General features: G+C 41.7%; 15 protein-coding genes and 1 pseudogene. All 16 read left to right on the top strand.

Annotated elements, in window-relative coordinates:
• Positions 1-66 precede the first annotated feature (66 nt).
• The 16 genes and pseudogenes from ACXYSL_RS03375 (at position 67) to ilvN (ending at position 13,577) form a co-directional block, all read left to right on the top strand.
• A pseudogene (locus ACXYSL_RS03375) lies at positions 67-512 on the top strand (LytTR family DNA-binding domain-containing protein).
• 5 nt (positions 513-517) lie between these two features.
• Complete coding sequence (locus ACXYSL_RS03370; RefSeq protein WP_000725731.1) at positions 518-1,192, top strand: LiaF transmembrane domain-containing protein; 675 nt, start codon at positions 518-520, stop codon at positions 1,190-1,192.
• A gap of 104 nt (positions 1,193-1,296) precedes the next feature.
• Positions 1,297-1,485, top strand: a complete 189-nt coding sequence (gene rpmB / locus ACXYSL_RS03365; RefSeq protein ID WP_001140948.1) for a 50S ribosomal protein L28 — start codon at positions 1,297-1,299, stop codon at positions 1,483-1,485.
• A 152-nt stretch (positions 1,486-1,637) separates the two neighbouring features.
• On the top strand, positions 1,638-2,003 hold the full coding sequence (locus tag ACXYSL_RS03360) for an Asp23/Gls24 family envelope stress response protein (protein WP_000216435.1): 366 nt from the start codon (positions 1,638-1,640) through the stop codon (positions 2,001-2,003).
• A gap of 2 nt (positions 2,004-2,005) precedes the next feature.
• A complete protein-coding gene (locus tag ACXYSL_RS03355; RefSeq protein ID WP_458623967.1) occupies positions 2,006-3,673 on the top strand; it encodes a DAK2 domain-containing protein in 1,668 nt (555 codons plus the stop codon).
• A gap of 124 nt (positions 3,674-3,797) precedes the next feature.
• Positions 3,798-4,004, top strand: a complete 207-nt coding sequence (locus ACXYSL_RS03350) for a hypothetical protein (protein WP_162279303.1) — start codon at positions 3,798-3,800, stop codon at positions 4,002-4,004.
• Positions 4,001-4,195, top strand: a complete 195-nt coding sequence (locus ACXYSL_RS03345; RefSeq protein WP_000709170.1) for a hypothetical protein — start codon at positions 4,001-4,003, stop codon at positions 4,193-4,195. The genes ACXYSL_RS03350 and ACXYSL_RS03345 overlap by 4 nt, the downstream gene beginning before the upstream one ends.
• Positions 4,182-5,057 carry an ABC transporter ATP-binding protein gene (locus ACXYSL_RS03340; RefSeq protein WP_458623966.1) on the top strand — a complete coding sequence of 292 codons (876 nt, stop codon included), beginning with the start codon at positions 4,182-4,184 and terminating at the stop codon, positions 5,055-5,057. The genes ACXYSL_RS03345 and ACXYSL_RS03340 overlap by 14 nt, the downstream gene beginning before the upstream one ends.
• 12 nt (positions 5,058-5,069) lie before the next feature.
• Positions 5,070-5,804, top strand: a complete 735-nt coding sequence (locus ACXYSL_RS03335; protein ID WP_458623965.1) for an ABC transporter permease — start codon at positions 5,070-5,072, stop codon at positions 5,802-5,804.
• Between the two features lie 4 nt (positions 5,805-5,808).
• Positions 5,809-6,906 carry a sensor histidine kinase gene (locus ACXYSL_RS03330; protein ID WP_458623964.1) on the top strand — a complete coding sequence of 366 codons (1,098 nt, stop codon included), beginning with the start codon at positions 5,809-5,811 and terminating at the stop codon, positions 6,904-6,906.
• Between the two features lies 1 nt (position 6,907).
• Entirely contained in the window at positions 6,908-7,507 is a 600-nt protein-coding gene (locus ACXYSL_RS03325) for a response regulator transcription factor (protein ID WP_045617710.1), read from the top strand.
• Between the two features lie 317 nt (positions 7,508-7,824).
• Positions 7,825-8,238 (top strand): 30S ribosomal protein S12, encoded by a 414-nt coding sequence (gene rpsL, locus ACXYSL_RS03320; protein ID WP_001142332.1) that lies wholly within the window; start codon positions 7,825-7,827, stop codon positions 8,236-8,238.
• Between the two features lie 19 nt (positions 8,239-8,257).
• The gene (rpsG, locus tag ACXYSL_RS03315; RefSeq protein WP_000087873.1) at positions 8,258-8,728 is read left to right on the top strand and encodes a 30S ribosomal protein S7; all 471 of its coding nucleotides are present in this window, start codon (positions 8,258-8,260) and stop codon (positions 8,726-8,728) included.
• 276 nt (positions 8,729-9,004) lie between these two features.
• Positions 9,005-11,086 (top strand): elongation factor G, encoded by a 2,082-nt coding sequence (fusA, locus tag ACXYSL_RS03310; protein WP_000090342.1) that lies wholly within the window; start codon positions 9,005-9,007, stop codon positions 11,084-11,086.
• Positions 11,087-11,407: 321 nt separating this feature from the next.
• On the top strand, positions 11,408-13,108 hold the full coding sequence (locus ACXYSL_RS03305) for an acetolactate synthase large subunit (protein WP_000411741.1): 1,701 nt from the start codon (positions 11,408-11,410) through the stop codon (positions 13,106-13,108).
• A complete protein-coding gene (ilvN, locus tag ACXYSL_RS03300; protein ID WP_001253808.1) occupies positions 13,101-13,577 on the top strand; it encodes an acetolactate synthase small subunit in 477 nt (158 codons plus the stop codon). The genes ACXYSL_RS03305 and ilvN overlap by 8 nt, the downstream gene beginning before the upstream one ends.
• Positions 13,578-13,657 lie beyond the last annotated feature (80 nt).

Genomic DNA, 13,657 nt, shown 5'->3' with positions numbered 1-13,657 from the left:
CACTTGCTTTTTTGCCCTTGTATTCCTAACTTAGCTTTGATATAGTAGAGTCAGAAAGGAGATGTGATGAAGTTACGAATTGAGATTGACGGCAATTTAGAGGAGACTGAATTGTCATCAAGACCCCTGCTTTGACAGATGAAATTGCAGATTTGCAACGGCTCTTGCAAGAGTCAAAGGCTCCGAGGTTGACTTTTTACAAGGGGACAGGTGAATATTATCTAGACCTATCAGAAATTCTCTTCTTTGAAACAGAAGGGAGCAAGATCTACGCTCATAACCAGAAGGAAGCCTATGAAGTACGTCTCAAACTTTATGAGTTGGAGTCCATCTTGCCTCGCTATTTTAGTCGAGTGTCCAAGTCAACTATTGCAAACATCCGTCAGATTTACTCAGTGGACAAGTCCTTTTCAGGAACGGGCACCATTTCCTTTTATCAGACGCACAAGGAGGTTCATGTCTCACGACATTACCAATCCCTCCTAAAAGAAAATCTAAGAAACATGAGGTAAAAAACATGAAAAAGAAAGCATTTGGTATTGTTTTATTGGTTTTAGCAGCTTGGATCTTGCTGCAAGGGAATTTTGGCATTCCTTCTTTGGATGGTAAGATATGGCCTTTGATTGGTATCGCCTTTTTTGCTTACCAATCAGTTGAAGCTTTGCTTCGTCGTCATCTAACATCAGCAGTTTTTACCGCTCTAGTAGCCTTAATGATTGCGAATCATTTTTATAACATTTTTCCTATTCCAAACCAGTCTTTGTTTTGGGCTAGTATCTTAGCAGTGCTAGGAGTTGGCTATCTCACTCACTCAAGTAAGTTTTGGTATGGCAAAAAATGGTGGTACAACGGTGAACGAACAGTCGTCACGGATAAGGAAGTCGCTTTTGGTAGTGGAACCTTCTATAAACAAGATCAAGATCTTGTAGACGACCAAGTGGAAGTTGCTTTTGGAGATGCTAAAATCTACTATGACAATGCAGAGATGCTAGGTGATTTTGCAACTTTAAATATTGAAGTGGCCTTCGGGAATGCAACTGTCTATGTTCCACAACACTGGCGTGTCGATTTGAAAGTAGAAACCTCCTTTGGTGCAGCTAAGGCAGATGCTCCTGTAGCGCCAACAAACAAAACCTTGATTATCCGTGGGGAAGTCGCTTTTGGTAAACTTGGAGTTGTTTACGTTAAATAAAAAAATAGTTTAGGCCCTTGATAAATTCGAGAAAGTGTGATAACATAGTACGGTATGTGGTGCTAGCACATCCGCTATATTAGATCTAATAGGAGGAAAACACAATGGCTAAAGTATGTTACTTTACAGGTCGTAAGACTGTATCAGGAAACAACCGTTCACACGCGATGAACCAAACAAAACGTGCCGTAAAACCAAACCTTCAAAAAGTTACTGTTCTTATCGATGGTAAACCTAAAAAAGTTTGGGCTTCAGCTCGTGCTTTGAAATCAGGTAAAGTTGAACGCGTTTAATAAAGATGAAAAGACCACTTAGGTCTTTTTCTTTTGCTCCATGGATAAAATCATTTGAAAAATAGAGTAAATATCCGCCGATACAGCATTCTGCTTTTACACTTGGGCTGAAATATGATAAAATAGAGTATCAACTAGTTGAGGTAAAAAAAATGACTGTAAAAATTAATACAAAAGATGGTCAAATCGAACTGACAGATGAAGTGATTGCAACCGTAGTAGGTGGTGCCGCAACTGAGATTTTTGGAGTGGTCGGTATGGCTAGTAAAAATGCCCTCAAAGACAATTTCCAAGCCCTCCTTGGTAAGGAAAATTATTCTAAGGGTGTTGTCGTGAAGGCAGCCGAAGATGGTAGCATCGCGGTTGATGTTTATACCGTGTTGAGCTACGGAATAAAGATAAGCGAAGTGTCAAAAAACATTCAAGAGCGTGTTCGTTTTAGTCTAGAAAATCAACTAGGAATTACTGCTCAGACTGTGAATGTCTACATTCAAAATATCAAAGTTGTAGGAGAATAATCGTGTCAAAAATTACTACCAGTTTATTCCAAGAGATGGTGCAGGCTGCATCAACTCGTTTGAATAAGCAAGCAGAATATGTCAATTCATTGAACGTCTTTCCAGTTCCAGATGGAGATACTGGGACAAACATGGGAATGACCATGGAAAATGGTGCCAAAGAAGTAGCAGACAAGCCTGCTTCTACAGTTGGAGAAGTAGCGAGCATTCTTGCCAAAGGGCTCTTGATGGGTGCGCGTGGGAACTCAGGGGTTATCACTTCTCAGCTCTTCCGTGGCTTCTCTCAGGCTATCAAGGAAAAAGATGAATTAACAGGTCAAGACTTGGCTCTTGCCTTCCAATCTGGTGTCGAAGTAGCTTATAAAGCAGTTATGAAACCAGTCGAAGGAACTATTTTAACAGTTTCTCGTGGTGCAGCCATTGGTGCCAAGAAAAAAGCGGAGCAAACAGATGATGCTGTTGAGGTCATGCGTGCAGCCTTGGAAGGCGCGAAAGCAGCCCTTGCTAAAACTCCAGAAATGCTTCCAGTCCTTAAGGAAGTTGGTGTGGTAGACTCAGGTGGTCAAGGTTTGGTCTTCATCTACGAAGGCTTCCTTTCAGCTCTTACTGGTGAATACAGTGCTTCTGAAGACTTTGTAGCGACTCCTGCCAACATGAGTGAAATGATCAATGCAGAGCACCACAAGTCTGTAGCAGGGCATGTGGCAACTGAGGATATTACCTTCGGTTACTGTACAGAGATCATGGTAGCTCTCAAACAAGGTCCAACTTATTCTAAGGACTTTGACTACGATGAATTCCGTAACTACTTGAATGACTTAGGTGACTCTCTACTTGTTGTCAATGATGATGAAATCGTCAAAGTTCACGTCCATACAGAAGATCCAGGTCTTGTTATGCAAGAAGGTCTCAAATATGGTAGCTTGATCAAGGTAAAAGTGGACAACATGCGTAATCAACACGAGGCGCAAGTTGAAAAAGAAGCAACTCAAGGAAACAAGCCTGCTGAAACAAAAGAGTATGCCCTTATCGCAGTAGTAGCTGGTCAAGGTTTAGCAGATATCTTCCGTGCCCAAGGTGTGGATTATGTCATCGAAGGTGGTCAGACAATGAACCCTTCAACAGAAGACTTTATCAAGGCTGTTGAACAGGTCAATGCTCGCAACATCATCTTCTTGCCGAACAACAAAAATATCTTTATGGCAGCTCAGTCTGCGGCTGAAGTGCTTGAACAACCTGCTGTTGTGGTAGAAGCACGTACAATTCCTCAAGGGTTGACGAGTCTTCTTGCCTTCGATCCAAGCAAGTCTATCGAAGAAAATAAAGAACGCATGACTGCAGCTCTTGGTGATGTGGTCAGCGGTAGTGTAACAACAGCCGTTCGTGACACGACTATCGATGGTTTGGAAATTCATGAAAATGACAATCTTGGTATGGTAGATGGTAAGATCCTCGTATCAAACCCTGACATGCACCAAACTTTGACTAAAACATTGAAACATATGTTGGATGAAGACAGTGAAATCGTAACCTTCTATATTGGTGAAGATGGAAGTGAAGAATTGGCTAACCAAATCGCCCAAGAAATCACAGAAGAATTCGAAGATGTTGAAGTAGAGATTCACCAAGGTCAACAACCTGTATATCCATATCTTTTCAGTGTGGAATAAAAATTTAATCGATTAAAAAGAAAGTTGATTTTGCAGCTTTCTTTTTTTATGACATTTGTCATATTTCCTAGTGACAGAAGCATCTAGCTCCGCTAACTTCAAAAGACTATAATTGAAGTATGAAATGGAGAAAGAAGAAATGAAAAATAAAATGATTGTCGCAGTGAGTTTAGTAGCAGCAGGAGTGATGACCTATCTCATGTTTTCAGGATTGGACGAGGGTTTCTACCATTTTCCTTGGGAGCTCTTTGCTGGCTTTGGAATGATGTCTTGGCTTGTCAGAGAAGGTTTGAAATTGGTCAGAGATGTGAAAAAGGAGTTTGAGGAATGAAAAAAGCAATCATCTATTTCTTTATCAGCCTGTCACTCTTGGTATGGTTAGTGGAAATGTTTACTGGTTGGTTTGACCAAACCGTGCTTCGCCAATTTATTCGTGGTGCTTGGGGTTTTGGATTTATGATTTTTGTCGTTTTCCCTATGGGAATGAAGTGGTTGAAAGGAGAATCTCATGACTGTGATTAAAGTTGAGAAATTGAGTAAGAAAATAAAAGACAAGGAGATCTTGCGGAACATCTCCTTTGAAATCAACGATGGTGAATGTGTCGCCTTGATCGGGCCCAATGGAGCAGGGAAGACAACCTTGATTGATTGCCTCTTGGGCGACAAGTTCGTGAGCTCAGGTCAGGTCGCCATTCAAGGCTTTGCGCCAACAGATCCTCGATTAAAGCAACTTGTTTCTGTCTTACCTCAAGAAAATGCAGTTGTTCAAAGTTTGAAAGTGAAAGAACTTCTATCATTTTTCAAGTCACTTTATCCCGACAGTCTTTCAGATAAAGAAATTGATGACTTGCTGAGATTCTCAGACAAGCAGAAAAATCAGCTAGCGGGCAAGTTGTCTGGTGGGCAAAAACGTTTGTTCTCTTTCGTGTTGACTTTAATAGGTCGTCCGGAAATTCTATTTTTAGACGAGCCAACTGCTGCCATGGATACGTCGACACGTCAGCATTTTTGGGAAATTGTCAATCAGTTAAAGAAAAATGGTGTCACCATTGTCTACTCTTCTCACTATATCGAAGAGGTAGAACATACGGCTGACCGCATTTTGGTACTCCACAAGGGAGAATTGATTCGCGATACGACGCCTTATGCCATGCGTGGTGAAGAACAAGAAAAACATTTTACGGTACCTCTAACTTATCATGAATTTATCAGAACTTTGGACCAGGTTCAAGAGATTGGAACCAAGCAAAATGCTCTTTCCTTCACAACCAGAGAAGCCAGCCAAGTATGGGAAGCCTTGCAAAAACAGGGCTGCACGATCGAAGAAATTGAAGTTCGCAATCGAACTCTCTTAGACAGTATCTTTGAAACGACTCAAGACTAAAGGAGATTGACGATGAAAAATATGATAAGTCTCATGAAAGTGGAAATCATTCTGATGAAACGGCAAGCCGTCTACTACTTGCTATCCATCGGACTTCCAAGTGTGTTTTACCTTATTTTTTCTGGTATGATGTCAGGGTCAGATATTCCGGAAATCGCTCTTCAAGCCTATCTTTTTGCTATGACGCTCTTTAGTATCATGTCAAGCGCCTTTTTCAGTATCCCTAGCACACTCGAATCTGACAAGACAAACAACTGGCAAAAATTGATTCAACATTCTCCAGTTTCTATGGTAGAATATTATGTATCAAAACTGTTCAGTACTCTGCTGACTTTCTTGTTATCAATTATAGTTGTCTTTTCGGTTGGTCATTTTGTCCGTGAGGTTACGCTACCTTGGCTTGACTGGTTGGTGATCGGTGTTATTTTGCTGGTCGGAAGCGTGGTCTTTATCAGCATGGGTGTCTTAGTGAGCTTGCTTCCCAGCGCCCAACTGATGACGGTTATTGGAAATATTGCCTATATTGCTTTAGCTGTCCTAGGTGGACTGTGGTTCCCTTTGAATTCCTTCCCAGAATGGCTCCAATCCATTGGAAAACTGACTCCAACCTATCAGCTGATGCAGGTCGTCTCTGCTTATTTGGAACACCATGAGTTTAATATTCTTTCCGCCTTAGTTGTACTAGGCTATACAGTTTTCTTTGGTGTACTGGTAATCCAGCTGAAAAAACGGATTGAGGTAAAATAAATCTATGTTGGAAAAATTTAAAAACACTCATTATATGTTTCATATTTCAACAGTGTTTATCATCTTTCCTATAGCGGGTGTCATCGGTGGAGAGTACCCGCTTTTCACCTTGTTATGGACCCTACTATTTGTCCTTGCTTTCTATTCGATTTTAATCAGTCAGAATCGCACCGTGCAGTGGCTGGCTTGGTGGGGCATGCTTGTCTATATATTTTATACATCGGTCTGGCTGAGTTCGGGTTTCACCTGGTTTATCTTCTATTTATCCAATCTCCTTATTTATGAGCTGGATGAGATTTCTTTTCACTCTTGGCGTTTTGTCAGTTTTGTTGTCTTGCAACCGTTCATTCTGACCGGAATCTATATGGTCAATCATGTTAGTCCCTGGGACCTCCTCTTTTTCTTGGTGACCTTTATCTTTTCCGATGCACTGACCTTTGGTCTTTATCGAATTCGAGTGTCGGAGGAAATAAAAGAAGAAAAGATGAAACAAAATGCTAAGCTTAATCTTTTCTTGGCTGAAAATGAACGCAATCGTATCGGTCAGGATCTCCATGATAGTCTAGGTCATACCTTTGCTATGTTGAGTGTGAAGACGGACCTTGCCCTCCAACTTCTTCAGATGCAGGCTTATCCACAGGTGGAAAAGGAATTAAGAGAAATACAGCAAATTAGCAAAGAATCAATGCGTGAAGTTCGAACCATTGTGGAAAATCTTAAGTCTAGAACTTTGACATCAGAACTAGAGACTGTGAAAAAGATGTTAGAAATTGCTGGAATTGAGGTGGAAATAGCTAATCAACTAGATACAGCTAGCTTAACTCAGGAATTGGAGTCAATGGCTTCCATGATTTTACTTGAGTTAGTGACCAATGTCATCAAACATGCTAAAGCGTCTAAAGTCTACTTAAAATTAGAACGGACAGAGAAAGAACTCATTCTAACAGTGAGAGATGATGGCTGTGGCTTTGCTTCTCTAAAAGGAGATGAACTTCATACAGTCTGCGATCGTGTCCTTCCTTTTTCAGGAGAAGTAAAGGTAATCAGTCAGAAACATCCAACTGAAGTGCAGGTTCGACTACCTTATAAGGAGAGAAACTAAGATGAAACTACTTGTTGCAGAAGACCAAAGTATGTTGCGAGATGCCATGTGCCAGTTGCTTGCCTTTCAAGCGGATGTGGAGTCTGTCTTACAAGCCAAGGATGGGCAAGAAGCAATCCAACTCCTAGAAAAGGAGTCTGTCGATATCGCCATCCTTGACGTAGAAATGCCTGCTAAGACTGGCCTCGAAGTCTTGGAGTGGATACGAGCAGAAAAGTTAGAAACAAAGGTGGTTGTGGTGACAACCTTCAAGCGCCCTGGCTATTTTGAACGCGCGATTAAGGTTGGAGTGGATGCCTATGTCTTGAAAGAAAGAAGCATTGCAGACCTCATGCAAACCTTGCACACTGTCCTCGAAGGGCGCAAGGAGTATTCGCCTGAATTGATGGAAGTGGTGATGACGCATCCCAATCCGTTGACAGAACAAGAGGTTGCTGTCTTAAAGGGAATCGCTCAGGGTTTATCCAACCAAGAAATTGCAGACCAACTCTATCTATCAAACGGAACCGTCCGAAACTATGTCACCAATATTCTTTCCAAGCTAGATGCAGGCAATCGTACAGAGGCAGCCAACATCGCAAACGAATCAGGTTGGCTTTGATAAGAATGCTAAAAACATCTCAAACGAATGTTTAATTGAAGGAAAACCATACTAAAAAGGAGGAGGCCAATTGCCTCCTTTTCTGGTTTAGAAAAGGGGTGAAAGCTAGTGTCAAAGAGTGAAAAGATCAGAATAAAAATGAAAAATATCTTGACAATGAAGGAAAAATTGTGTTACAATAATAGACGGTACTTTTTACTTTTGGTCTCTCAAAAGTGTACAGGGACGTGCTGACAAATGTTGCAAAAGTACACACAGATGGTAGCTGTCACCAAGTATATCATCACCAAAAATAAAAAAAACACAGGAGAATGTAGATGCCTACAATTAACCAATTGGTTCGCAAACCGCGTAAATCAAAAGTAGAAAAATCTAAATCACCAGCTTTGAACGTTGGTTACAACAGTCATAAAAAAGTTCAAACAAACGTTTCTTCACCACAAAAACGTGGTGTTGCAACTCGTGTGGGAACAATGACACCTAAAAAACCTAACTCTGCCCTTCGTAAATTCGCTCGTGTACGTTTGAGCAACCTTATCGAAGTTACTGCCTACATCCCAGGTATCGGACACAACTTGCAAGAGCACAGCGTGGTGCTTCTTCGTGGTGGACGTGTAAAAGACCTTCCAGGGGTACGTTACCATATCGTCCGTGGTGCACTTGATACTGCAGGTGTTAACGATCGTAAACAAGGCCGTTCTAAATACGGTACTAAACGTCCAAAAGCATAAGGAAAGGGGATAAAGAGAAATGAGTCGTAAAAATAGAGCTCCAAAACGTGACGTATTGCCAGATCCGCTTTACAATTCACAACTAGTTACTCGTCTTATCAACCGCGTTATGCTTGATGGTAAACGTGGTACAGCTGCTTCAATCGTTTACGGTGCTTTTGAGCAAATCAAAGAAGCTACTGGCAACGATGCACTTGAAGTATTTGAAACAGCTATGGAAAACATCATGCCTGTACTTGAAGTACGTGCACGTCGTGTTGGTGGATCTAACTACCAAGTCCCAGTTGAAGTTCGTCCAGAACGTCGTACAACACTTGGACTTCGTTGGTTGGTAACCATCGCTCGCCTTCGTGGTGAACACACAATGCAAGACCGTCTTGCAAAAGAAATCTTGGATGCTGCTAACAACACTGGTGCAGCAGTTAAGAAACGTGAAGACACTCACCGTATGGCTGAAGCTAACCGTGCCTTCGCACACTTCCGTTGGTAAAATCATGATTCTAGGAACGGTAAGGATGCAAGGTGAAAATAGGAAACTGACGCAGTATTCGACGAATACAAGGAAGTTTATCTTTTTCACACAGCATCCCGTTCCGGCTCAAATCGGCTAGCTAACTTTAGCCCGAGTTCAATTCAACTTGTCTACAAGTTGAAACCAACAAAAACAAGATAAACATTGAGAACGGGTAGGTCCTGCCTATCCGTTTTTATTAAAATCGTGTTATAATAGAATAGAAATCAAAAATAAATAGGAGAAACAAACCTCATGGCACGCGAATTTTCACTTGAAAAAACTCGTAATATCGGTATCATGGCTCACGTCGATGCCGGTAAAACAACAACTACTGAGCGTATTCTTTACTACACTGGTAAAATCCACAAAATCGGTGAAACTCACGAAGGTGCGTCACAAATGGACTGGATGGAGCAAGAGCAAGAACGTGGTATCACTATCACATCTGCTGCGACAACAGCTCAATGGAACAACCACCGCGTAAACATCATCGACACACCAGGACACGTGGACTTCACAATTGAAGTACAACGTTCTCTTCGTGTATTGGACGGTGCGGTTACTGTTCTTGACTCACAATCAGGTGTTGAGCCTCAAACTGAAACAGTTTGGCGTCAAGCAACTGAGTACGGAGTTCCACGTATCGTATTTGCCAACAAAATGGACAAAATCGGTGCTGACTTCCTTTACTCAGTAAGCACACTTCACGACCGTCTTCAAGCAAACGCACACCCAATCCAATTGCCAATCGGTGCTGAAGATGATTTCCGTGGTATCATCGACTTGATCAAGATGAAAGCTGAAATCTATACAAACGACCTTGGTACAGATATCCTTGAAGAGGATATCCCAGCTGAATATCTTGAACAAGCACAAGAATACCGTGAAAAATTGATCGAAGCAGTTGCTGAAACTGATGAAGATTTGATGATGAAATACCTCGAAGGTGAAGAAATCACTAACGAAGAATTGAAAGCGGGTATCCGTAAAGCTACTATCAATGTTGAATTCTTCCCAGTATTGTGTGGTTCTGCCTTCAAAAACAAAGGGGTTCAATTGATGCTTGATGCGGTTATCGACTACCTTCCAAGCCCACTTGACATCCCAGCGATCAAAGGTGTTAACCCAGATACAGATGAAGAAGAAACTCGTCCAGCATCTGACGAAGAGCCATTCGCAGCTCTTGCCTTCAAGATCATGACAGACCCATTCGTAGGTCGTTTGACGTTCTTCCGTGTTTACTCAGGTGTTCTTCAATCAGGTTCATACGTATTGAATACTTCTAAAGGTAAACGTGAACGTATCGGACGTATCCTTCAAATGCACGCTAACAGCCGTAAAGAAATCGACACGGTTTACTCAGGTGATATCGCTGCTGCCGTTGGTTTGAAAGATACGACAACTGGTGACTCATTGACTGATGAAAAAGCTAAAATCATCCTTGAATCAATCGACGTTCCAGAACCAGTTATCCAATTGATGGTTGAGCCAAAATCTAAAGCAGACCAAGACAAGATGGGTATTGCCCTTCAAAAATTGGCTGAAGAAGATCCAACATTCCGTGTTGAAACAAACGTTGAAACTGGTGAAACAGTTATCTCTGGTATGGGTGAGCTTCACCTTGATGTCCTTGTTGACCGTATGCGTCGTGAGTTCAAAGTTGAAGCGAACGTAGGTGCTCCTCAAGTATCTTACCGTGAAACATTCCGCGCTTCTACTCAAGCACGTGGATTCTTCAAACGTCAGTCTGGTGGTAAAGGTCAATTTGGTGATGTATGGATTGAATTTACTCCAAACGAAGAAGGTAAAGGATTCGAATTCGAAAACGCAATCGTCGGTGGTGTGGTTCCTCGTGAATTTATCCCAGCGGTTGAAAAAGGACTTGTAGAAGCAATGGCTAACGGTGTCCTTGCAGGTTACCCAATTGTTGACGTTAAAGCTAAACTTTACGATGGTTCATACCACGATGTCGACTCATCTGAAACTGCCTTCAAGATTGCTGCATCTCTTGCACTTAAAGAAGCTGCTAAGACTGCACAACCAGCTATCCTTGAACCAATGATGCTTGTAACCATCACTGTTCCAGAAGAAAACCTTGGTGATGTTATGGGTCACGTAACTGCTCGTCGTGGACGTGTAGATGGTATGGAAGCACACGGTAACAGCCAAATCGTTCGTGCTTACGTTCCACTTGCTGAAATGTTCGGTTACGCAACAGTTCTTCGTTCTGCATCTCAAGGACGTGGTACATTCATGATGGTATTTGACCACTACGAAGATGTACCTAAGTCAGTACAAGAAGAAATCATTAAGAAAAACAAAGGTGAAGAATAATCTGTCTTCGCTATAGAAAGAAGTCACTTGGTGGCTTCCTTTTTTTGTCTTTAACTATTCATTTTTGCTGAATATAGTATACAAATTTGGTCGCTAAGTGAGAGAGTTACTAATTTTATCCAGAAAGAAAATATTCTAATTTGATAAATTAAAGTAAATAAAGGTTCCTAATTCCGTAGAAAAGTTAATAAAAATGAGAAAAAGATTCATAAATACACTTTTAGATAGAAAATTCAGAAAATTGCTTCTTTTATCTTGAAAATTTTTGAAAAAATGGTATGATAGTAACAAGCTATTTTTAAGAGAAGAGAAAGGGGAACAATGGAGAAAATCAGTTTAGAATCTCCTAAGACGGGGTCAGACCTAGTTTTGGAAACACTTCGTGATTTAGGAATTGATACCATATTTGGCTATCCTGGTGGTGCAGTCTTGCCTTTGTATGATGCGATATATAATTTTAAAGGCATTCGCCACATTTTAGGACGCCATGAGCAAGGTTGTTTGCACGAAGCTGAAGGATATGCCAAATCAACTGGAAAGTTGGGTGTTGCTGTCGTCACGAGTGGACCGGGAGCTACAAATGCCATTACAGGGATTGCAGATGCCATGAGTGATAGCGTTCCCCTTTTGGTCTTTACAGGTCAGGTGGCGCGTGCAGGGATTGGGAAGGATGCCTTTCAGGAGGCAGACATCGTGGGCATTACCATGCCAATCACTAAGTACAATTACCAAGTTCGTGAGACGGCAGATATTCCTCGCATCATTACGGAAGCTGTCCATATCGCAACGACAGGTCGTCCAGGGCCCGTCGTGATTGACCTACCAAAAGACGTATCTGCCTTAGAGACAGATTTCATCTATTCACCCGAAGTGAATTTGCCAAGTTATCAACCAACGCTAGATCCGAATGACATGCAAATCAAGAAAATTTTGAAGCAATTGTCTAAGGCTAAGAAACCTGTTTTGTTAGCAGGTGGTGGTATCAGCTATGCGGAAGCTTCTGAAGAGCTTAATGAATTTGCTGAACGTTACCAAATTCCAGTCGTGACCAGTCTTTTAGGGCAAGGTACGATTGCGACGAGTCATCCGCTCTTTCTTGGAATGGGAGGCATGCACGGGTCTTTCGCAGCTAATATTGCCATGACGGAAGCCGACTTTATGATTAGTATTGGTTGTCGTTTCGATGACCGCTTGACTGGAAATCCTAAGACCTTTGCTAAAAATGCCAAGGTTGCTCATATCGACATTGATCCAGCCGAGATTGGTAAGATTATCAGTGCAGATATTCCAGTGGTGGGCGATGCTAAGAAAGCCTTGCAGATGCTACTAGCAGAACCAACTGTTCATAACAATACTGAAAAGTGGATTGAAAAAGTCACCAAGGACAAGAATCGAGTTCGTTCTTATGATAAGAAAGAACGTGTGGTTCAGCCTCAGGCCGTTATTGAACGCATCGGTGAGTTGACGAATGGAGATGCCATTGTTGTCACAGACGTAGGTCAACACCAAATGTGGACAGCTCAGTATTATCCTTACCAAAATGAGCGTCAGTTAGTCACTTCAGGTGGTTTGGGTACCATGGGCTTCGGAGTTCCTGCAGCTATCGGAGCCAAGATTGCAAATCCAGAAAAAGAAGTCATCCTTTTTGTTGGTGATGGTGGCTTCCAGATGACCAACCAAGAATTAGCTATCCTAAACATCTACAAGGTGCCGATTAAGGTTGTCATGTTGAATAACCACTCCTTAGGAATGGTTCGTCAGTGGCAGGAATCTTTCTATGAGGGTAGAACTTCCGAGTCAGTCTTTGATACACTTCCTGACTTCCAGCTGATGGCACAGGCTTACGGTATCAAAAACTATAAATTTGATAATCCAGAGACGATAGAGAAGGATCTAGAAGTCATTCTGGAGGATGTGCCCATGTTTATCGAGGTGGATATTTCTCGTAAGGAACAGGTTTTACCGATGGTACCAGCTGGTAAGAGCAATCATGAGATGTTGGGGGTGAAGTTCCATGCGTAGAATGTTAACTGCAAAACTACAAAATCGTTCGGGAGTCCTCAATCGCTTTACAGGTGTCCTATCTCGTCGTCAGGTCAACATTGAGAGTATCTCAGTTGGTGCGACAGAGAACCCCAATGTATCTCGTATCACCATCATTATTGATGTAGCATCTCATGATGAAGTAGAGCAAATCATTAAACAGCTCAATCGTCAGATTGATGTGATTCGCATTCGAGATATCACAGATAAACCACACTTGGAAAGAGAAGTTATCTTGGTGAAAGTATCTGCTCCTGCTGAGAAGCGTGCAGAAATTTTGGCCATTATCCAACCTTTCCGTGCAACGGTAGTAGATGTGGCTCCAAGCTCCATCACTATCCAGATGACTGGAAATGCTGAGAAGAGTGAAGCTTTATTGCGAGTGATTCGACCATACGGTATTAAAAATATCGCTCGTACGGGTGCAACTGGATTTACCCGCGACTAATACTCTTTGATTTTCATTGAGTATAAAAATAACTTAAATTTGTTAAACCAGCCTATAAGGCAATAAAAAATAGAAAAGAG

This window comes from Streptococcus sp. V913 (assembly GCF_054353455.1).
The sequence above is the reverse complement of the archived record's forward strand: the minus strand, read 5'-3'. Positions and strand labels throughout refer to the sequence as shown.

What these genes read in the sequence shown, in the direction of transcription:
- ACXYSL_RS03370 (WP_000725731.1), top strand. Translation starts at nt 518, where the DNA reads ATGAAAAAGAAAGCATTTGGTATTGTTTTATTGGTTTTAGCAGCTTGG.
- rpmB (WP_001140948.1), top strand. Translation starts at nt 1,297, where the DNA reads ATGGCTAAAGTATGTTACTTTACAGGTCGTAAGACTGTATCAGGAAAC.
- ACXYSL_RS03360 (WP_000216435.1), top strand. Translation starts at nt 1,638, where the DNA reads ATGACTGTAAAAATTAATACAAAAGATGGTCAAATCGAACTGACAGAT.
- ACXYSL_RS03350 (WP_162279303.1), top strand. Translation starts at nt 3,798, where the DNA reads ATGGAGAAAGAAGAAATGAAAAATAAAATGATTGTCGCAGTGAGTTTA.
- ACXYSL_RS03345 (WP_000709170.1), top strand. Translation starts at nt 4,001, where the DNA reads ATGAAAAAAGCAATCATCTATTTCTTTATCAGCCTGTCACTCTTGGTA.
- ACXYSL_RS03340 (WP_458623966.1), top strand. Translation starts at nt 4,182, where the DNA reads ATGACTGTGATTAAAGTTGAGAAATTGAGTAAGAAAATAAAAGACAAG.
- ACXYSL_RS03335 (WP_458623965.1), top strand. Translation starts at nt 5,070, where the DNA reads ATGAAAAATATGATAAGTCTCATGAAAGTGGAAATCATTCTGATGAAA.
- ACXYSL_RS03330 (WP_458623964.1), top strand. Translation starts at nt 5,809, where the DNA reads ATGTTGGAAAAATTTAAAAACACTCATTATATGTTTCATATTTCAACA.
- ACXYSL_RS03325 (WP_045617710.1), top strand. Translation starts at nt 6,908, where the DNA reads ATGAAACTACTTGTTGCAGAAGACCAAAGTATGTTGCGAGATGCCATG.
- rpsL (WP_001142332.1), top strand. Translation starts at nt 7,825, where the DNA reads ATGCCTACAATTAACCAATTGGTTCGCAAACCGCGTAAATCAAAAGTA.
- rpsG (WP_000087873.1), top strand. Translation starts at nt 8,258, where the DNA reads ATGAGTCGTAAAAATAGAGCTCCAAAACGTGACGTATTGCCAGATCCG.
- fusA (WP_000090342.1), top strand. Translation starts at nt 9,005, where the DNA reads ATGGCACGCGAATTTTCACTTGAAAAAACTCGTAATATCGGTATCATG.
- ACXYSL_RS03305 (WP_000411741.1), top strand. Translation starts at nt 11,408, where the DNA reads ATGGAGAAAATCAGTTTAGAATCTCCTAAGACGGGGTCAGACCTAGTT.
- ilvN (WP_001253808.1), top strand. Translation starts at nt 13,101, where the DNA reads ATGCGTAGAATGTTAACTGCAAAACTACAAAATCGTTCGGGAGTCCTC.